We start from the raw sequence: 20,052 nt of genomic DNA, 5'->3' as shown, positions 1-20,052 counted from the left end.
TTACTCAGTTGGCTTTTTAGTAGGGCGACGGCGCTTTCGCGGCTTAGGGCCACCTTGATGCCCTAAGCTTTTAACCATCTCTTTTTGGCCGTTTATATCTTTACTTAAGTATTGTGTCCACCACTGAGCAAGCTCTGTATGCTGTGTTTCGCCTGCATCTACGCGTAATAATAAAAAGTCGTAAGCGGCTTTAAAGCGAGGCTGTTGCGTTAGCCTGTATGCACGTTGGCCAGCACGTTTATCTAAGCGGTGCTGAATATGCCAAATATCGCGAGCACCTAAAGTAAAGCGCTTAGGAACAGCTATATGCTGTGAATTATCGCTTAGTACTTTATTCATTGCTTGTGCGAAAGCATCGTATTCAGATAATTGCTCTTGGCTTTGAATTTTTTTAGTGCGCTCAAGCAGTGGGAACCAAAGTAGGGCAGCAAAAATAAACGCCGGTGTTACTTTTTTATCGGCATTAATACGCTTGTCGGTATTTTGAAACATTTGCTGAATAAGCGTGTGCTCTAAGCCACTTGGGTTTTTATCTAAAATTTTATCAAGTTCAGGAAAAAGTGAGCGGAATAAGCCGTATTTACGCAGCATTAAAAAGTTAACTTCGGCCTTGCCGTTTAAAAATAGCTTAAGAATTTCTTCAAATAAACGTGCTGGCGGAATGTTGTCAAGCAAGCTTGCAAGCTCGCTAATTGGCTTTTCACTTTTAGGCGCAATGCTCATATCAAGCTTAGTGGCAAAACGTACTGCACGTAACATACGAACAGGGTCTTCGCGGTAACGCGTTTCAGGGTCGCCAATAAGCTCGATTTGTTTAGCTTTAATTGCCGCTAAACCGTTGGCGTAATCGTGAATACTAAAATCTTTAATTGAGTAATAAAGTGCGTTGATTGAAAAGTCGCGGCGCTCTGCATCTTCTTCAATACTGCCAAATACGTTATCACGTAGTAGTTGGCCCTCATTGCTTGATTGGCTTATTTGATTTTTGTCTTCTTGCGCTTCGTGGTGGCCACGCATTGTTGCCACTTCGATAATTTCACGGCCAAATACAATGTGTGCTAGACGAAAGCGACGACCTATCAGGCGACAGTTTCTAAATAGTTTTTTTACCTGATCTGGAGTTGCATTAGTAACTACGTCAAAATCTTTTGGCTGTTGGCCTAACAATATATCGCGAATACAACCACCAACAAGGTAGGCATCGTAGCCACCGTCTTTTAAGCGGTATAATACTTTGATTGCATTTGGGCTAAATTGTTTGCGAGAAATACCATGCTCACCACGAGTGACAACAATAGGTTCACTGCTTACAGAAGCGCTTTCGGCACTGGTATTCGGGCCGATTATTTGTCGGCAAAATTGAAAAAGCTTGGAAATAATAGTCTGTCTCCTAGAAGGTGTGATTGACTCTGCATCGCAATCAAAAGTTACAGCAAATAGGGCGGTTATAACCCAGTACAAGCTGTTTGACGTAATTAGCATATATTTAGGCGGCTATCATATACCAGCAGGGTTTAAAAATTAAGTTGATGTGTTGAAATTAAGCCGTTTTTAGCTATTTTATTTACTTAAATGTGTAAATTGGACTTTCTGGCTATGTGGATGTTGAGAAATTTGTATTTCGGATACTTGGGGGACCTGTTTTAAGCTAAAGTTTTTAATTCCCCAATCGATTAATTGTTCTATATTTAAGTCGCTTAAATCAGCTATAACAGGTAGCCCTAAAAATTCAAAAGCGCTAATTAAAGCAGGCTTTGGATTTTGCTTACAAATGGCGGGGGCATAATTTTGTTTAGATAGTTTAAAACCGGGTTTGGCAACCGCTAAAGGTAAATGAGCAAATTCAGGTACAGGGCTGTCGAGTTGTTTAAACAAACTAATTTGCCGAGCTGTTGGTTCAATTAAATCTGCGCCTCTTACAATTCGATTTATGCTTTGATCGATATCATCGACGACCACAACAAGTTGATATGCAAATAAACCGTCACTGCGTTTAATTAAGTAATCTTCGTGGGATAATGCACTATTTACCGATATATCACCTTGAATTAAATCACTAAATTGAGTCGTTGGATGTTGCTGAACTAAACGAAGCGCGCCGGATTGAGTATGATGATTAAGTGCTTTGCAATGCCCCTGATAAATACCGCCAATGGCTTTTATCTGCTTGCGAGTACAGGTGCAACCATAAACAAGGTTTTGCTCTAAAAGTGAGTGGGTAATATCTTGATATAAAGACAGGCGCTGTGTTTGGTATACAACAGGTTCATCCCAATAAAGGGCGTAGGCTTGTAAGGTATTTAGAATATCGGAGTCGGCGTTTTTAACCACGCGCGTAGTGTCAATGTCTTCAATACGAACTAACCATTTTCCTTGATTAGCTTTTGCATCTAAATAGCTACCCACAGCCGCTACAAGTGAGCCAAAATGTAATGGCCCAGAAGGAGACGGCGCAAAACGACCGCGATATTTACGCATAGGCGCAGTAACGGCTGTAGGAGACATAACTAACTAATAAGTTTTAATTAGCCGCGTCCAGATTGCTTTTCTTTGATTTCTGCAAGTGTTTTACAGTCTACGCATAAATCGGCAGTAGGACGTGCTTCTAAGCGACGTATGCCAATTTCGATGCCACAAGACTCACAAAAGCCAAAATCATCTTCTTTAATCAAATTAATTGTTTTTTCAATTTTTTTGATTAATTTACGTTCGCGGTCACGAGTACGAAGTTCTAAAGAGAATTCTTCTTCTTGTGCAGCGCGGTCAACTGGGTCAGGAAAGTTAGCAGCTTCGTCTTGCATGTGCGATTTAGTACGATCAACTTCGTTACGTAAATCGTTACGCCAAGTCTCTAAAATTGCTCTAAAATGAGCACGTTGTGCATCATTCATGTACTCTTCGCCTGGTTTTTCTTGGTATGGTTCTAAACCGGCTTGAGCCAATAAACCATGTTTCTTTTGGTCTGGCATAACTCTCTCCTAAATCCTTAATTTAATGCCTCAGCATTAGCCGGCGGTATAAATAACAGAATCTTATACCCTAGGCAAATTTATTTTTAATTAATCGAATTAGCTTCAACCATGCTTACTGAGTAAAAAAGTGTATTAATAGTTTATTTACACTTTTAATTAATTCACATATTCGCTTTCTAAAACTTGCCTTGTTATATGGGCAAAAGCTTTAAAAACAAGTTAATTTTAATAATTCACTTTTTACCACTTTCTATAATTGGAGTACTTTGTAAATTACGCTTAGTTCAATCCGTTGGTTTATTACACTATTCTATAAATGCTATTCTTTTATGAAGTAAGACTCCATTAGCTGAAATTTTGGCTTTGTATGCTAATACTTCAACACCGGCTATTATTGCTTGGTTTAATAACGTGGCGTATTTTTTATCAATATGCGCAGCTGCACTTACGGTATTTATTCCCTCATGCAAAACAGCGAACAGTAATACTGCTCGGTGGCCTTGTTCGATCATTTCTATTAGTTCGCGGATATGTTTTTGTCCACGCAGTGTTTGCGCATCAGGAAAGTAGCCTTGCCCGCTTTGTGGTGTATCTTCGCTTAATAATGTGACTGATTTAACTTCTACATAACAATTGGGCTTATTTTCGTCTGTGAGTAAAAAGTCGATACGACTGTTTTCGCTGCCGTACTTAACTTCGCTTTGCAATTGACTGTAGTCGAGTAGCTCGCTTATCACATTATTGTTTATTGCTTCTTCAACTACTTTATTAGCCACCGCTGTATTTACACAAATAAGCTGCGATAAGTTATTTTGCGTAAGTTCTAATGAATGCGGGTATTTTCGTTTTGCGTTATCGCTTGTTGAATAAAAAGCAGTAAAGCCTGGCTCAGCGCATCCCGTCATTTTACCTGTATTTGCACAGTGGGCGGTAAATTCGCTGCCATCACTTAATTGTAAATCAGCTAAAAAGCGTTTGTAGCGCTTTAATAATATGGCTGGTTGCAGCGCTGGCGTGTACTTCATAATAACTTCCAAAGCGTAAACACTGCTCAGCAGTGCGATTTATGTTATTTATCTCAAGCTGTTGGGAACTTAAGCGCTCTATAGTAAACTCGGTGGCACATTTAAGTGCAAGGGAATTCTAACATGAGTGAAAAATTTGTTGTTCAACTAAGCGAACAAGCAGCAGCGAGTCATTGGGGCGATAATGCGTCATTGTCTTTTAACGAGCGCGGTGCAACTGTTCATTTATCTGAGCAAGACACATTAAAAAATGTTCAAAAAGCAGGCCGTACTATTGCAAGCCAAGGCGTTAAAAATGTTGAATTAGCAGGTGATACTTGGTGTACAGAAAGCCAGTGGGCTTTTTACCAAGGCTTCGTAACACCAAAATCATTAAACGGTGTTGAGTTTGTTGATAACGCACAATCAGATATTAAAGAACTTGCTCACTTAAAAACGTCAGCAATTTGGGCACGTGAAATGGTTAACGGTACTGCCGATGACATATACCCAGAAAGCCTAGCTGAAAAAGCAGCCGAGTTTATTCAATCATTAGCGCCTGAACATGTAAGTTACCAAATTATTAAAGGTGATGCGTTACTAGAACAACAGTGGATTGGTATTCATGCAGTTGGTCGCGGTAGTGTTCGCCCACCAGTATTGCTTGAGCTTGATTACAACCCAACAGGCGACGAAAATGCACCAGTAAGTGCTGCGCTTGTAGGTAAAGGTATTACGTTTGACTCAGGTGGTTACTCAATTAAATCAAGCGAAGGTATGCTTGGTATGAAGTGCGACATGGGCGGCGCTGCAACAGTAACAGCAGGTTTAGCATTGGCTATTAACCGTGGTATTGAAAAACGTATTAAGCTGTTTTTATGTTGTGCTGAAAACTTAATTTCAGGTCATGCATACAAATTAGGTGACATTCTTACTTATAAAAATGGCACAACAGTTGAAATTGTAAACACGGATGCTGAAGGTCGCTTAGTACTTGCTGATGGCTTAATGGCAGCAGGAGAGACTGGCGCTCCACTTATCATTGATGCAGCAACGCTAACTGGAGCAGCGCTTGTTGCTGTTGGCCAAGAGTACAATGCATTATTTGCACTTGATAAAGAACTTGCACGTGAAGTTGAAAGTTTTGCATCTCAAGAAATGGAAGCTGCTTGGCCACTTCCTCTTGAAAAATGGCATCAACAAAACTGCCCATCTCCTTATGCTGATACGGCAAATAGCCGTGCACAAAAGGGTGGCGGTTACGGCGGTGCATCGAATGCTGCAGGCTTTTTATCACGCTTTGTACCAAACGATGGCAAAGGCTGGGTGCACATAGATTTAGCTGCTGCTTTTAACATGGGCAGTACAAGCCAATGGGCAGCGGGCGCAACAACTCAAGGTATGCGTACGGTTGCTCGTACCCTACAAGAAAAAGCATAATATTTACTAAATTATGCTTTTTACACTAAAAATAGGCACCTTTGGGTGCCTATTTTTTAATTTACAGGCAAGCAATTTTATTTCATTTGCGGTAAAATCCGTCGCCAATACCTGTTTGAGTTTAATTTTTGCTTAACTCTAAGCTGCGCTCAAATCTTATATCCACCACTGGGGTTTCTAATTATGTCAGATAAGTGCTACATCACAGCTCAACAGCTGCTTGAAGATTCGTTCCGCGTAGCGGCACAAGTATACCAAGATGGCTTTCGTCCTGATTTTATTATTGGTATTTGGCGAGGTGGTGCACCGATCGGTATTGCTGTTCAAGAATATTACGATTATAAAGGCATTGAGACTGACCACATTGCAGTACGTACATCGTCTTATTACGGTATTGGTAAACAATCTAAAGAAATTAAAGTCCACGGTTTGCATTACATTGTTGAGAACGCAAATGCAGGCGACTCATTATTAATTGTTGATGATGTATTTGACTCTGGTCGTAGTATTGTTGCATTAAAAGAAAAGCTTTCAGAGCTTATGCGCTTAAACTTGCCACGTGATATTCGTATTGCATGTCCGTACTACAAGCCAAAAAACTCAAAAGTAGACACTGTTCCAGATTATTATATTCATGAGTCTGAAGAGTGGTTAGTGTTCCCGCATGAACTATCGGGTTTAACACCGGATGAAATTATTGCAGGTAAATCTGATCTTGTGAAAATTCATGACATTTTGCTAGAGAAGTAATCAGTAATTTGTATAAATAAAAAAAGGCCGTTAAGGCCTTTTTTTATGGGTAAATTTTAAATAACTTAAAGTTGAGCAAAGCTATCTACGTATTCACTTAGCTTTGGTATATCGACTGCTTGTAAGCCATCGTTACTTCTAAGTACCAAGCCTTTTTCGACAAGTTCTGTAACAACACGTCTGTAAGCTCGCTCAGTGGTAGCAAAGCGTTCGGCTTCAGCATTTACAGTTGGATAGGCTCTAAGTAGCGTAGGGTTGTTGTTCTCGGCCCTTAGTAAGCAATCTTTGGCTATGTTGTAGCTCAATGGTAGTAGTAGTTTATCTAAATTGATTTTTTGGTTTTCCTGAAATTTAGCCGCAATAGTTTGTGCGGTGTATAAACTCAGTTCTGGTTTTTCAAGCAGCAGAGCACGCCAATGTCTTAATTCAATAAGATTATAAGTTACATCGCTAAAGCACGTTACCGTATAAATACACGGATTATTATTTAGCGCTTCTATTTCACCAATAAGGGTGTTGTTACAATCCAATTGTCCTAACAGCAGGCGTCGTCCATTACCTACGTCGTAACTAAACGACACAGTGCCACTGCGTACAAGCACAAGCTTGCTTAAAGGCTGATCTTGATGGATCAGAACTTCTTTTTTTGATTGTTGATAGCTACTACCGGCAAAGGTTAAAAGCTGATCAACAAGGTAACTAGAAAAATGGTATTGAAACATCAATGTGCTCTTCGGACATTTGTCCTATTTATTACATCTTAATGACGTTAGCATTAAGACACTAAGAATTTACGCTAACTTGCTACTAATATTATTAGCTTTGCTAATAGTATTATTTTACCTTCATTTCCCGTGTAATGATTTAAGAATTTGCTGGTATTTTCCGGCAAACTTTTTCAGGTTTTTAAGCAAGTTAGCTTTTTTATTTTGTTGTAACTTTGCAATACTTATAAGTGCCATAAGTTAGCAGTACATGTAATGCTAACCTAAAGGCTAGGAGAGAACAATTGAGTTGGGAATATTTAGGCTATATTGCATCAGCTTTATTGGTTGCATCGTTAACAATGACAGATGTAGTAAAACTGCGTTGGTATAACATGTTTGGTTGTATTGTATTTACTGCATACGGTGTTGCCATTGGCGCAGTACCTGTTATTTTTACCAACGGCTTATTGTCGCTTGTAAATTTATACCACATTATAAAAATATATCGCCAACCTAAAGTTGAAGACGCTAAAAGCTAAAATAAGTTATCTGCACAAATAAGTTAATGATTTCAATTAAAATCAAAACTTCAGTTTTTGTGCATTCCGGCTTGAAGTGAATACAGATAATCTCATATCACTCTACATAACTTTCCTTTGAACCTTGCTGTAAGCTCTTACTTGAAAGATGATTACCTTAGGTTTTAATACGCCGAACGTTAGCTAAATTCTGTTCGCGGATAACAAATATATAAATAAGTGCTTCTAAAAATTCCATTAAAAAATCCGATAGCAGTAAACTGCTATCGGATTTTTGTCTGTTATACCAACCTGCTTATATATGAATCTATTAAATGCTTCAAAGCGCTTAAATATTTATGTAGGTTGTGGTATTTACGCTTTTTCTAAATCTTCAACGTCACCTAAGCCAGCGGTTAGTTCTTCAAGTAATTGCTTTATTTCCTCAGAAGCTAAAATAAAGTCAGCATCAAGTTTTAAAGCCATATCTTCTTTAGGAATATCTGCGTTCTCTTCTTTTAGAGTTTCAGAGTAACTTAAACGCTTGATAGAGCCATCGTTTTGCAGCATAAACTTAAGGCGTTCTTGCCAATCAAGTGCCAGTTTAGTTACGCGTTTACCACTTTCTAAGTGCGATTTAACCTCATCACATGCCAGATCATGGCCTTTTAGTTTTACTTGTGCACCGCTGTCGTCAGCTTCTTCAAGCTCAGCGTCAGAGCCAATAGCAAAGCCTTCTGGTGTACTAAAGTTAGTTAACCAATCAGTTAAGAATACATCTAGGTCGTAGTTAGCAAACGCAGGTACAACTGGGAGCGTTCCTAACGATTTACGAAGTAGTGCGAGTAGCTCTTCAGCTTTATTAAAGCTGCCACTATTTACAACCACCCAGCCATTTTCTTGGTCAATAAAGGCAAATTGTAAGCTCGACTTTTTAAATGCCTGGGGTAGAAGAGTATGAAGAATGTTTTCTTTTAATTCGTCTTTTTCTTTCTTTTTAACAGGGCGGTTTTCTTCGGCTTCTATCTGATCAATTTTCTCAGCAACTAGTTCGTTGATAACAGAAGCTGGGAGTACTTTTTCTTCACGTTTTGCGCAAACTAAAATACTTTTTTGAGAAAAATGCGATAGTGTTTCGCCATGCTTTCCAAACGCTTTCGTCCAACCAAATGTTGCAAGCTCTTGACCAGTACATGGGCGAAATAAATCTTGCTCTAATGCTTTATCAAAATCTTCTTGGGTGTATGAAACGTCTTGCTTAAAGCGGTAACAAATAAGGTTACTAAACCACATAGGGGAATTGATCCATTTGAAAAATTTGTCCAATCATAGCAATAAAAACAGCATCTCGAAATGACTGATTTGTTACTAGGGCGTGTTGAACTTTATGGATTGAAATTTGTTCAATCCAAGGAAGATTAAATCGCGGCGCTAGGTTTGTAACCTAGTGGGCTCGGTAACTGCTCCTGCGTTATTCTACTGGCTTACATCCATGTAAGAATAAGTAAAAACCGAGCAAAGCTTCCGCGTCCTGCTCACGCCCCTTACCTACATCCATGTAGGCAACAAAGAGTTAATCGTCCCTAGATCGAGCTCAAAGGGCAGCGCATGTTTGGTATTTATGCTGCGTTATCGCCTACTTATGGGGAATAACCACACTACATAGGCTCTGCCTTGCCTAAAAACCAAACATATTGCTGCAAATTCAACCACCAAAGAACAACACGCCCTAATAATTTAATGCCTATACTTTTTTATTCATATTTATCAAAAATAGGCATTGGCTTAGCCATGTTCTTTGGAAATTGAATATAGTAACGCAGACCTTTACCAGGTTCACTCGTTGCATCAATAGATCCACTAAGAGTTTGTTTAACTAAGTTAAACATTATATGGGTACCTAATCCGCTTCCGCCCTCATCGCGTTTAGTCGTAAAGAATGGGTCAAACAATTTTTTCAATTGCTCACTGGTAACTCCGTTACCGTCATCTTTGTAATCAATCGTTAAGTTAGTGTCATCTGCGCTTATTTTGATATCCATCACACCGTTGCTTTTACCTTCAAAGCCATGAATGAGTGAATTCATAATTAAGTTAGTAAAAATTTGGCTGATGGCGCCTGCCGGTAAATTTAAAACTAAATCATCAGGGCATTCTAATTTTACTGTATGGGATGTCTTTTTTAGTTTTGGATGCAGTGAGCGTATTACTTCGTTAGTGTAATCTTTAAAGTTAATAGTTCTTACAGCTTCACTGGCCTGATCGACCGCTATTTGCTTAAAGCTAGCAATAAGCTCTGAGGCTCTATCTAAGTTAGTGGTTAACAAGCTTGTACTTTGTTTTGCTTCGTTAATAAATTCTTCTAGTGCTTTTGGTGAAAGTGTTTTTTCACTATAAGCACTTTCGAGTTTATTTAAGCGTTCTTGCAAAAACGATATTGCCGTTACACCTATCCCAATAGGGGTGTTAATATCATGCGTAATACCCGCCACAAGCCCGCCTAGTGCGGCCATCTTCTCTGTGCCCAATAAACGTTCCTGTGCAAGGCTTAATTCCTCTATATAACGCTGAGATTCAGTTTGTTTTGTAATTAGCTCTTGCTCTGTGCTGCGGCGTAAGTCTATTTCTTCAGTGAGCACAATTTTTTGCTTCTCAAGTTCGTATTTTTGCTGTTGTAATTCCATCATTGCTTGGCTTAAGTTTGATGTTTTACGGGCTACGTCTTGCTCAAGTTGTATGTTGTGATGATCGAGCTTTTCGTTACTAATAATAAGTTCTTTTTGGGTGTGCTCAAGCTCTTTTCTGTACTGAACCACTTTATCTATTAGTTTGTTAAACGACTGCTCCATTACTTTTAGTTCGTTATGCTCCTCTGTTTCTATTTCTATGTGTTGTCCTTCTAGCTCATCTAATTCTAGGTTTTCTAGTTGCTCAGTAAGCTCAGCTAAGGGATCTGTAAGAAGCTTTCTAAATGCCATTAAAAATAAAATGATTAAAAAGGTAGTTTTAATCATCGCATTACCAATCAAAAAGTAGATTGATACCATAATTCGGCTTAAAACAACTTCTCGGCTAGAGAACAAGGTAACGTCGCCCACTTGGGTAGCACGGCCAGAAAATTCAAAAATAAGTGGAAAGGTGTAACCAAACAGACCGGATTTCGCGTCTTCTAAAATAGCTTCTTCTTGTACTAACTGTTGGTTATATAGCTTATGTATGTCGAGCGAGCGCCCTAACTGTGAAATAATTTCGCCGCTGTCGTCTCGAACAATAATCCCTTCAATCATGGGAATGGCGAGTAAACCTTCTGCTGTTGTAATTGTTTGCTTGGTATTAAGCTCCCAAATTGCACGTGTTAAGCTACGACTAAAGGTTTTTTGTAATGTACTTAATTCATCACGTATATAGTCTTTAGTATTGAGATATTCAGCAAGCACCTGTCCGCAAGTCACTACGAAGGTAAGCAAAAAATAAACGGATAAAACGCTTGTTAGCAGCTTCTTAGAAAGGCTTTTTTGTAACATGAGTGACTTGTTCATCCTTTGTTATTTTTGTAACGTTACTATTGTAATTTAAAAGTTAGTCAATAAACCTCTAAAAATAAATAAAAAAGTTAAAATTTAATAAGATAAATCGAATTAAGTCGGTATGTAGTATTAATGTAATTAAACTCAGCTATGAATTAGTAAATTTGTTAGACGTTAAGTTTTGTAAGTTTGATTAGAATTTAGTTTCGTTAATCATATTTAAATGAGTTAATTCTATATTTATCATTGCATTGAATTATTAATGCGCTAAGTATTTAGATGCGTGTTAAAGTGTCCTGAGTGCAAAGAAAGATGGTCTTTTAATAACTTTGATGGTTGTGTAGTAGTAAACATGATGAAATTTTCGATATTAGTCTGTGATGATTCTGCTGTTGCTCGTAAACAAGTCGTGCGGTGTTTAAATGAGTGTATAGACGCAGATATACAACAAGCTATAAATGGAGCAAACGCCCTCGATCTTTTAAGAGCACAAAACTTTGATTTACTGTGCCTAGACCTCACCATGCCAGAGGTTGATGGTATACAAGTACTTGAAACTATAAAAACAGAAAAAATAGAGTGCTTTGTGTTGGTTATTTCTGCTGATATACAGGAGAAAATGAAGCAACGAGTCGCCCAACTTGGCGCAATTGATTTTATTGATAAACCTATTAATAAATCAAGCTTGAATGAAATATTGCATAAATTTGGCATTCATTAGGTTTTTTCATGTTAAAAAAGGCTGTTTTATCTTTTAATTTAGGGTTGACAGCATAGCCTTTGTTAAGGCAGTCTTAACATATGAAAACAATTAATCGCGTACTGACCATTATTATTACAACCATCATTCTTACTGGATAGTGGCATAGGTCGGTGCAACAAATTTAAAGGCCTGTGTTCACTTAGAACACAGGCCTTTTTTCGTTTTATGGGATGAGGAACATAAACAATGCGAGTTTTAAAATTTGGTGGGTCTTCACTTGCCGATTATGCATGCTTACAACAGGTAGCTCAGTTAGTTAAAGCACAGTTAAAAGATGAAATGTTATTGGTGCTTTCTGCTCCAGGTGGAATGACCGATTCGCTAGTTGCACTTGCAAGTGCTGCAGAGCAAGGCTTAGATTTTTCGCAGCAATGGCAAGCATTAGCGAGTCGTTGTGAGGGCTTAAAAGCTGACGTTGAAAAAAGTGGCGTAGTAGTTACAAGCTGGCCAGACCTAAGGGAACTTAAAAATAAATTAGATGGCGTGTCGCTTATACAGTGTTGCCCTGATCAAGTTCGCGCATTTGTAATTAGCTTTGGAGAGCGCGTTAGCGTTTCTTTAATGCAGGCTTTATTGAGCTCACAAGATGCAAGGTACTTAGAAGCAACAAGCTGTATTGCTTCAACAGGTGGCTACATTGATGCAGAAGCTGATTTAGTGGCAAGTAAAGCTCGCTTTCAAGCTGTGCTTAAAGAAAGCCCTGCAACTATTTATATTATGCCTGGTTTTACGGCGAGTAATGATAAAGGTGAGCTTACAACGCTTGGCCGTAATGGCTCAGATTACTCAGCAGCTATTGCTGCGGCATGTTTAGAAGCTGAGATTTGCCAAATTTGGACTGACGTTGATGGCGTATATAGCGCTGATCCTCGCTATATTAAAAAAGCCACTAAAGTAGATTTTTTATCTTATAAAGAAGCGATGGAGCTTTCTTACTTTGGTGCAAAAGTACTTCACCCAAAAACAATTTTACCGTGTGCTAAAGCAGGCGTGCCATGTGAAATTAAAAATACGCATAACCCAGACGCACAAGGCTCATTAATTGGTAACGATTATTCATCTGATGAGCCCGTAAAAGCGCTTTCTAGCTTACAAGACCTTGCAATGTTAACTGTTTCAGGCCCAGGCATGAAAGGTAAAGTAGGCATGGCGTCTAAGGTATTTAACGCGCTTGCTCACGATAACGTATCAATTGTATTGATCACGCAATCATCATGTGAATTTAGTATTAGTTTTTGTGTGCACGAAACAGACCTAGCACTTGCACTCGATGCGCTACAAACTGCATTTGAGCTTGAATTACAAGCAGGGCTTATTGAGCCTGTACAAGTACAACGTAATTTAGCCATTGTTACTTTAGTGGGCGACAACATGCGCGCACACCGAGGCTTAGCGGCTAAGTTTTTTGCATCGCTTGCACAAGCGCAAGTAAATATTGTGGCAATTGCACAGGATTCTACAGAAAGTGCTATTTCTGCGGTAATTGATGGTGAGTTATGTAATGACGCTGTAAAAATATGCCATGAAAACTTTTTCACGCATGTGCCGTCAATTGATGTGTTTTTACTAGGTTGTGGCTTAGTAGGGCAAGAGCTTATTAATCAGCTTGAACGTCAGCAAGCTTGGCTTGAAAAGCGTAATATTAAACTTAACTTGTATGGTGTTGCTAACTCTCGTCAATTACACCTTGATAACGAAGGCATCGCTTTTAGTGATTGGCAGCAAAAATTGGCCTCATCTGAGCAAGCATTTGATTTAAAATTAGTAGAGCAATTTGTTAAGCAAAACCACTTAGTGAATCCGGTATTAGTAGATTGTACATCTTCAGATGCACTTGCTGCGCAGTATGTAGACTTTTTAAATGCAGGTTTTCATGTGGTTGCAGCTAATAAAAAAGCGACAACAAGCTCATACACGTATTACCAAGATTTAATAGCTGCTACGCAAAAGAATAATCGTAAATTTTTATACGAAACTAACGTTGGTGCAGGTTTACCAGTAATCGATAACTTGCAGTCATTATTTGGTGCCGGTGATGAGTTACTAGAGTTTAGCGGTATTTTATCAGGCTCACTTTCGTATATGTTTGGTGCACTTCAAGATGGTTTATCACTTTCTGAGGCAACTATTAAAGCTAAAGAAAGCGGTTTTACTGAGCCAGATCCTCGTGATGATTTATCGGGTACCGATGTAGCACGTAAGTTACTGATCATTGCTCGCGAAGCCGGTATGAAGTTGGAGCTAAGCGATATTGAAGTTGAGTCAGTATTACCACAAGGTTTTGCACAAGGTGATAGCGTTGATGAGTTTATGGCAAAACTACCAAGCCTAGATGCTGATTTTAATGACCGCATTCAAAGTGCTGCGAGCGAAGGAAAGGTACTTCGTTATGTAGGTACAATTAAAGAAGGTCACTGTAAAGTAGGTATTGAGGCTGTTGATGAAAAGCATGCGCTTAATGTAATTCGCGATGGCGAAAACGCGCTTGCTATTTTAAGCCAATACTACCAGCCACGTCCGTTTGTAATTCGTGGTTATGGTGCCGGCTCTGAAGTAACAGCAGCGGGTGTATTTGCTGATATTTTAAAAACACTATCGCGCTAGGAGCTCGTTATGATTGAAGTATATGCTCCGGCGTCTATTGGTAATTTTGCAGTGGGTTTTGATGCACTTGGCGCAGCGCTTGCGCCAATTGATGGTAGTTTATTAGGCGATGTAGCTGTTGTAAGTGCAGCACCAAGTGACGAATTTATTTGTACTGGCGACTACGCTCACAAGTTACCAAGTGATGCGAATGAAAACTTAGCGTACCAGTGTTTAGTACATTTTAGAGCGCATGTTGCGCCTGATATGCCAAGCGTAAAGCTCGAGCTTAAAAAGAATTTACCAATTGGATCTGGACTTGGTTCTAGTGCATGCTCGGTCGTGGCTACCTTTGCTGCCCTTGATAAGTTTGCGCAAACTAACTTAAGTCAGGTTGAGCTTATTGAGCTTATGGCTGACTTTGAAGCTGTAGTGAGCGGTGGTCGTCATTACGACAACATCACGCCATGCTATTTAGGTGGTTTGCAATTAACAGGTGATTTAATCCCTGATAAATCGATTGCACTGCCTGTTGATGAAAATTGGTACTACGTTGCTGCGTTCCCTGGTTTTTCACTCAACACTGCTAAAGCGCGCTCGGTTTTACCAAAAGAGTTGAGCATGCATGCAAGTGTTGAGTTTGCACAGCGTTTATCGGCATTTAGTAGCTTACTGTTGACTAATCGTTTTGACGATGCACTGAGCATAATGAAAGATGAAATAGCAGAACCTTACCGCGCACCGCTTATTAAAGGTTTTAGTGAAGCCAAAGCAAGCTTACCAGCGTTGGGCGCTGAAATAGTGAGTATTTCGGGCGCAGGACCTACCTTGTTTAGTGTATGTAAAACACTTGAAGCTGCAAAGCAATGCGCGCAGTGGTTAGAGGCAAATTACATTAACGAGCAAGGCTTTTGCCACATTTGTAAATTAGATAACGACGGCACGCGTCAATTAACAGTTTTATAGGATAGGTAGTCATGCAATTACATAATTTAAAAGATAGCTCACAAAAAGTGTCGTTCGTTGAAGCCGTAAAAACAGGTTTGGGTCGTAATCAAGGTGTGTTCTTCCCTGAATCCCTTGCCCCACTGTCCGATGTTGATGCTTTGCTTGATATGGACTTTGTTACACGCAGTGGCAAAATATTATCTCACCTAATTGGTGATGAGCTGCCTAGCGACACTGTGGCACAAATGGTTAAAAATGCATTTAACTTTCCAGTTAAGCTGGTGGAAGTTGAAGAGAATACATACTGCTTAGAGTTGTTTCATGGTCCTACGCTTGCGTTTAAAGACTTTGGTGGTCGCTTTATGGCTGAGTGTTTAGCGCAATTTAATAAAGATGAAAAAGTAACTATTTTAACCGCAACATCGGGCGATACTGGTGCAGCCGTTGCACATGCTTTTTATAACAAGCCGAATATCGATGTTGTCATCTTATATCCTAAAGGCAAAATTTCACTTGCTCAGCAAAAGCTATTTACTACGTTAGGTAACAATATTCATTGTTACGCAGTTGATGGCAGTTTTGATGATTGCCAAGAGTTGGTTAAAAATGCCTTTTTAGATGAAGAAGTTAAATCAACACTTGGGCTTAATTCTGCTAATTCAATTAATATTAGCCGTTTAGTTGCTCAGGTTTGTTATTACTTTGAGGCCATTGCACAACTACCAAAAGAAAAACGCGCAACAGCGCATATATCAGTGCCAAGTGGCAACTTTGGTAATGTATGTGCTGCAATGATTGGTGCGGTTATTGGCTTACCTGTAGGTAAATTAAGTGCAACAACCAACCAAAATGATACTGTGCCGCGCTTTATGCTTGATAAAACCTGGACGCCAAACGCAACACTTGAGTCGCTTTCAAATGCAATGGATGTAAGTAAGCCAAACAACTGGCCGCGTGTGCAAACAATGTTAGATAATAACTGGTTTAGCTACGATAATTTTTATTCAACTAGCGTAAACGAGGAAGACACGCAATCGGTGATGAAAAAAATTCAACAAACGGGTTATGTTGCAGAGCCTCACACTGCTATTGCGTACCAAGGTCTTGTTGAAAATCGAGCGCCTGGTGCAGCGGGCATCTTTTTAGCCACAGCTCACCCTGCTAAGTTTAAAGAAAGCGTAGAGGGTATTTTAAATATTGAATTAGGTATGCCAAAACGACTTAGCGACGCACTAGCAAAACCATGCCTAGCAAGCGATATAAAGGCCGATTACGACGCATTACGTACAGAAATACTTGCTAAACTTGGCTAAGTTAATTAATTCAAAAAGGCGGTTAAGCCGCCTTTTTTTATAACTTTAGGCTTTTAAATCTAGTGAGTTGCATTTACTAATTAAATGTAGGAAATAGCATTCATTTAAAATCGTTATGGTTTTATAAGAAAATATCATCTTAAAAAGTCTGTGAAATAGTTTCAATCCCTGTTTAAATATCCTCAACTTAAGAGCGTAGGCAAAGAGTCGTTTAAAGCGTACAATAAAGCCTCTAAAAAACACCATACACGTTGCCCTAGGAGACCCCAATGTTAGAACGTAGCATGAATATTTCGGATTTTGATCCAGAGTTATTTGACGCGATAAACAAAGAAACTGCTCGCCAAGAAGAGCACATTGAACTAATCGCTTCAGAAAACTACTGTAGCCCACGCGTACTAGAAGCGCAGGGTTCACAGCTTACAAATAAATACGCAGAAGGTTACCCTGGCAAACGTTATTATGGCGGTTGTGAGCACGTTGATGTTGTTGAGCAATTAGCAATTGACCGTGCTAACGAGTTATTTGGTTCTGACTACGCAAACGTACAACCACATGCTGGTTCGCAAGCTAATGCTGCTGTTTTTCTAGCGCTATTAGAAGCAGGCGACACTGTACTTGGTATGAGCTTAGCTCATGGTGGTCACTTAACTCACGGATCACACGTAAGCTTCTCTGGTAAGCTTTACAATGCAATTCAATACGGACTAGATGAAACAACGGGCGAAATTGATTACGCACAGGTTGAAGCACTAGCACTTGAGCATAAACCAAAAATGATTATTGGTGGTTTCTCAGCGTACTCAGGTATTGTTGATTGGGCTAAATTCCGTGAAATTGCTGACAAAGTAGGTGCTTACCTGTTTGTTGATATGGCTCACGTTGCAGGTTTAATTGCGGCAGGCGTTTACCCAAGCCCAGTTCCTCATGCACATGTTGTAACTACAACTACGCATAAAACACTTGCTGGTCCTCGTGGTGGTTTAATTATCTCTGCATGTGGCGATGAAGCAATCTATAAAAAGCTTAACAGCGCAGTTTTCCCTGGTGGCCAAGGTGGTCCTTTATGTCATGTTATTGCAGCAAAAGCAGTGGCATTTAAAGAAGCGCTTCAACCAGAATTTAAAGTATACCAAACACAAGTTGTTAAAAACGCAAAAGCAATGGTTGCTGTAATGCAAGAGCGCGGCTACAAAATCGTATCTGACAAAACTGAAAACCACTTATTCCTACTCGATTTAATCGATAAAGATATTACTGGTAAAGATGCAGATGCAGCCCTTGGTAACGCTAACATCACAGTTAACAAAAACTCAGTGCCAAACGATCCACGTTCTCCGTTTGTAACATCTGGTTTGCGTATTGGTTCTCCTGCAATCACTCGTCGTGGTTTCAAAGAAGAAGAATCAAAAGAGCTTGCTGGCTGGATTTGTGACGTACTAGATAACATCACTGATGAATCTGTACAGGCGCAAGTTAAAGAAAAAGTTAAAGCAATTTGTGCAAAATTACCTGTATACGCTTAATTGCATAAGCAGCAGTAATTTAGATCACATAGGCTAGGGGCCTGTTTATCTTTCGAGGTTTAATTTGCAGTAGTATGTTTGGTTTTTAGGCAAGGCAGAGTCTATGTAGTGTGGTTACTCCACACAAATAGGCGATAACGCAGCATAAATGCCAAACATGCACTGCCCTCGGGTTCGTCCTAGGGGCGATTTGCTCTTTGTTGCCTACATGGATGTAGGTAAGGGGCGTGAGCAGGACGCGGAAGCTTTGCTCGATTTATACTTAGCCCACTAGGTTACAAACCTCGCGCCGCGATTAAATCGCCCCTAGATAGAACAAATTTAATCCTGAAAGGTCAACAGACCCTATTTTTTTGCTAAGATTAAAGGCCGCTAAATAGCGGCCTTTTTTGTTTTAAAACGGAAGTACCGAGCTATGCATTGTCCATTTTGTACCGCAAAAGATACTAAAGTTATTGACTCACGCCTTGTTGGTGGAGGCCATCAAGTTCGCCGGCGCCGTGAGTGCAACGACTGCCATGAGCGCTTTACTACATTTGAAGGCGCTGAACTGGTTATGCCTCGTGTTATTAAACAAGACGGCAGCCGCGAACCATTTAACGAAGATAAATTATTAAATGGCTTAAATCGCGCACTCGAAAAACGTCCAGTGAGCACAGAGCAAGTAGACGAAGTAGTGAATATAATAAAATCGCAACTACGCGCAACGGGTGAGCGAGAAATTTCAAGTCATTTGGTGGGTGAATGCATTATGGAAGCCCTCAAAAAGCTCGATAAAGTAGCGTATGTAAGATTTGCCTCTGTTTATCGCTCGTTTGAAGATATACGCGAATTTGGCGAAGAAATTGCCCGCTTAGGGGAGTAACAATGCAAAGCCAAGTTCCTTTTACTGAACATGATGAAATGTATATGGCACGCGCCATAGAGCTTGCCAAAAAAGGTCGGTTTACTACCACACCTAACCCTAATGTTGGCTGTGTTTTAGTTAAAAATAATCAAATAATTGGTGAGGGGTTCCATCAATTAGCTGGTCAAGGTCATGCAGAAGTAAATGCACTGGCTGTCGCTGGAAAAAATGCACAAGGTGCAACGGCTTATGTAACGCTTGAACCGTGTAGTCATTATGGCCGTACGCCACCGTGCGCCGAAGGCTTAAAAGCTGCCGGTGTGGTAAAAGTAATTGCTGCTATGGTTGATACAAATCCACAAGTTGCTGGCAAAGGCCTTAAAATACTGAGCGACGCGGGTATTGACGTTGCTTACGGGTTACTCGAATCACAAGCTCGCGCACTTAACGTTGGCTTTTTTAAGCGTATGGAACAAGGCTTACCTTATGTGATTTGCAAAATGGCAGCGAGTATTGATGGTAAAACAGCGCTTAAAAATGGGCAAAGTAAGTGGATCACAAGCCCTGCTGCTCGACAAGACGTACAATTATACCGAGCGAAAAGCTGCGCTATTTTAACCGGTGCCGATACAGTGCTAGTAGACGATGCTAAACTTAATGTGCGACTAAGTGAGCTGCCTTGCACACTGCCTACTGATTTGCCGCTTCGCCAGCCCGTGCGTGTTATAATTGACTCTCAAAACCGTTTAACACCTGACCTTGCTTTATTTGAAATCCAAAGTGATGTAATAATATTTACGACTAAGGTTGATAAATCATTGCAATGGCCGCATTTTGTAAAGCATATTGAAGTCAGTGAAAGTAACGGTAAAGTTGATTTACAAGCCGTTTTAGAAAAACTTGGGCAACTGCAGTTTAATAATGTTTGGCTTGAAGCTGGCGCAACACTTGCTGGTAAAATGACAGAGCTTAATTTAGTTGACGAGTTTGTTTTTTATTTAGCGCCTAAACTAATGGGCCATGATGCAAAAAGTTTAGTTAATTTTCCTGAATTGACGAGTATGCAAAACACCGTTGATTTAACATTTAATGAATGTGCGCGCATTGGTGACGATTTACGTATCACCGCGTCAAAACTCATTAAAATCACTTAA

17 protein-coding genes are annotated in these 20,052 nt (G+C 39.7%); 10 read left to right on the top strand and 7 right to left on the bottom strand.

Annotation, left to right across the window (positions count from 1 at the left end):
• The 4 genes from pcnB to sfsA form a co-directional block, all read right to left on the bottom strand.
• Positions 1 to 1,482, bottom strand: coding sequence for a polynucleotide adenylyltransferase PcnB (gene pcnB, locus H5157_RS17040; RefSeq protein WP_220488901.1), 1,482 nt, complete (start codon positions 1,480 to 1,482; stop codon positions 1 to 3).
• A gap of 78 nt (positions 1,483 to 1,560) precedes the next feature.
• The gene (gluQRS, locus tag H5157_RS17035) at positions 1,561 to 2,505 is read right to left on the bottom strand and encodes a tRNA glutamyl-Q(34) synthetase GluQRS (protein ID WP_024597170.1); all 945 of its coding nucleotides are present in this window, start codon (positions 2,503 to 2,505) and stop codon (positions 1,561 to 1,563) included.
• A 20-nt stretch (positions 2,506 to 2,525) separates the two neighbouring features.
• The gene (gene dksA / locus H5157_RS17030) at positions 2,526 to 2,969 is read right to left on the bottom strand and encodes an RNA polymerase-binding protein DksA (protein WP_002962671.1); all 444 of its coding nucleotides are present in this window, start codon (positions 2,967 to 2,969) and stop codon (positions 2,526 to 2,528) included.
• Positions 2,970 to 3,277: 308 nt separating this feature from the next.
• Positions 3,278 to 3,997, bottom strand: a complete 720-nt coding sequence (gene sfsA, locus H5157_RS17025; protein ID WP_182725130.1) for a DNA/RNA nuclease SfsA — start codon at positions 3,995 to 3,997, stop codon at positions 3,278 to 3,280.
• Positions 3,998 to 4,120: 123 nt separating this feature from the next.
• On the opposite strand from sfsA, the gene pepB reads away from it, so the two are divergent.
• Together pepB and H5157_RS17015 are read left to right on the top strand one after the other, a co-directional pair.
• A complete protein-coding gene (gene pepB, locus H5157_RS17020; RefSeq protein WP_002962668.1) occupies positions 4,121 to 5,416 on the top strand; it encodes an aminopeptidase PepB in 1,296 nt (431 codons plus the stop codon).
• A 183-nt stretch (positions 5,417 to 5,599) separates the two neighbouring features.
• Positions 5,600 to 6,166, top strand: a complete 567-nt coding sequence (locus H5157_RS17015) for a phosphoribosyltransferase (protein WP_002962666.1) — start codon at positions 5,600 to 5,602, stop codon at positions 6,164 to 6,166.
• 65 nt (positions 6,167 to 6,231) lie between these two features.
• Here H5157_RS17015 and H5157_RS17010 read toward each other — a convergent pair whose 3' ends face one another.
• Positions 6,232 to 6,888, bottom strand: coding sequence for a Crp/Fnr family transcriptional regulator (locus H5157_RS17010; protein WP_002962665.1), 657 nt, complete (start codon positions 6,886 to 6,888; stop codon positions 6,232 to 6,234).
• 287 nt (positions 6,889 to 7,175) lie between these two features.
• Here H5157_RS17010 and H5157_RS17005 point away from each other — a divergent pair, with 287 nt between their 5' ends.
• Complete coding sequence (locus H5157_RS17005) at positions 7,176 to 7,412, top strand: YgjV family protein (protein WP_002962663.1); 237 nt, start codon at positions 7,176 to 7,178, stop codon at positions 7,410 to 7,412.
• A gap of 354 nt (positions 7,413 to 7,766) precedes the next feature.
• Here the strand turns inward: H5157_RS17005 and rdgC are convergent, their stop codons facing one another.
• Both rdgC and H5157_RS16995 read right to left on the bottom strand, forming a co-directional pair.
• Positions 7,767 to 8,684 carry a recombination-associated protein RdgC gene (rdgC, locus tag H5157_RS17000; protein WP_002962662.1) on the bottom strand — a complete coding sequence of 306 codons (918 nt, stop codon included), beginning with the start codon at positions 8,682 to 8,684 and terminating at the stop codon, positions 7,767 to 7,769.
• A 461-nt stretch (positions 8,685 to 9,145) separates the two neighbouring features.
• Positions 9,146 to 10,915, bottom strand: coding sequence for a sensor histidine kinase (locus H5157_RS16995; protein WP_182725129.1), 1,770 nt, complete (start codon positions 10,913 to 10,915; stop codon positions 9,146 to 9,148).
• 355 nt (positions 10,916 to 11,270) lie between these two features.
• Between H5157_RS16995 and H5157_RS16990 the strand changes: the two genes are divergently transcribed.
• The 7 genes from H5157_RS16990 (at position 11,271) to ribD (ending at position 20,052) form a co-directional block, all read left to right on the top strand.
• Positions 11,271 to 11,639, top strand: a complete 369-nt coding sequence (locus H5157_RS16990; protein ID WP_024596295.1) for a response regulator — start codon at positions 11,271 to 11,273, stop codon at positions 11,637 to 11,639.
• Positions 11,640 to 11,867: 228 nt separating this feature from the next.
• Positions 11,868 to 14,285: a bifunctional aspartate kinase/homoserine dehydrogenase I gene (gene thrA, locus H5157_RS16985; protein ID WP_182725128.1), complete on the top strand. Its 2,418-nt coding sequence runs from the start codon at positions 11,868 to 11,870 to the stop codon at positions 14,283 to 14,285.
• 9 nt (positions 14,286 to 14,294) lie between these two features.
• Positions 14,295 to 15,230, top strand: coding sequence for a homoserine kinase (thrB, locus tag H5157_RS16980; protein WP_024596294.1), 936 nt, complete (start codon positions 14,295 to 14,297; stop codon positions 15,228 to 15,230).
• An 11-nt stretch (positions 15,231 to 15,241) separates the two neighbouring features.
• Positions 15,242 to 16,525: a threonine synthase gene (gene thrC / locus H5157_RS16975; protein WP_182725127.1), complete on the top strand. Its 1,284-nt coding sequence runs from the start codon at positions 15,242 to 15,244 to the stop codon at positions 16,523 to 16,525.
• Between the two features lie 269 nt (positions 16,526 to 16,794).
• Positions 16,795 to 18,051: a serine hydroxymethyltransferase gene (gene glyA / locus H5157_RS16970; RefSeq protein ID WP_002961763.1), complete on the top strand. Its 1,257-nt coding sequence runs from the start codon at positions 16,795 to 16,797 to the stop codon at positions 18,049 to 18,051.
• Between the two features lie 415 nt (positions 18,052 to 18,466).
• Positions 18,467 to 18,916: a transcriptional regulator NrdR gene (nrdR, locus tag H5157_RS16965; RefSeq protein ID WP_002961761.1), complete on the top strand. Its 450-nt coding sequence runs from the start codon at positions 18,467 to 18,469 to the stop codon at positions 18,914 to 18,916.
• Between the two features lie 2 nt (positions 18,917 to 18,918).
• Complete coding sequence (gene ribD / locus H5157_RS16960; RefSeq protein ID WP_024596292.1) at positions 18,919 to 20,052, top strand: bifunctional diaminohydroxyphosphoribosylaminopyrimidine deaminase/5-amino-6-(5-phosphoribosylamino)uracil reductase RibD; 1,134 nt, start codon at positions 18,919 to 18,921, stop codon at positions 20,050 to 20,052.

The organism is Pseudoalteromonas sp. SG43-3 (assembly GCF_014164385.1).
Classification (GTDB): Bacteria; Pseudomonadota; Gammaproteobacteria; order Enterobacterales; family Alteromonadaceae; genus Pseudoalteromonas; species Pseudoalteromonas distincta.
This window is presented reverse-complemented; position numbering and strand designations above follow the sequence as displayed.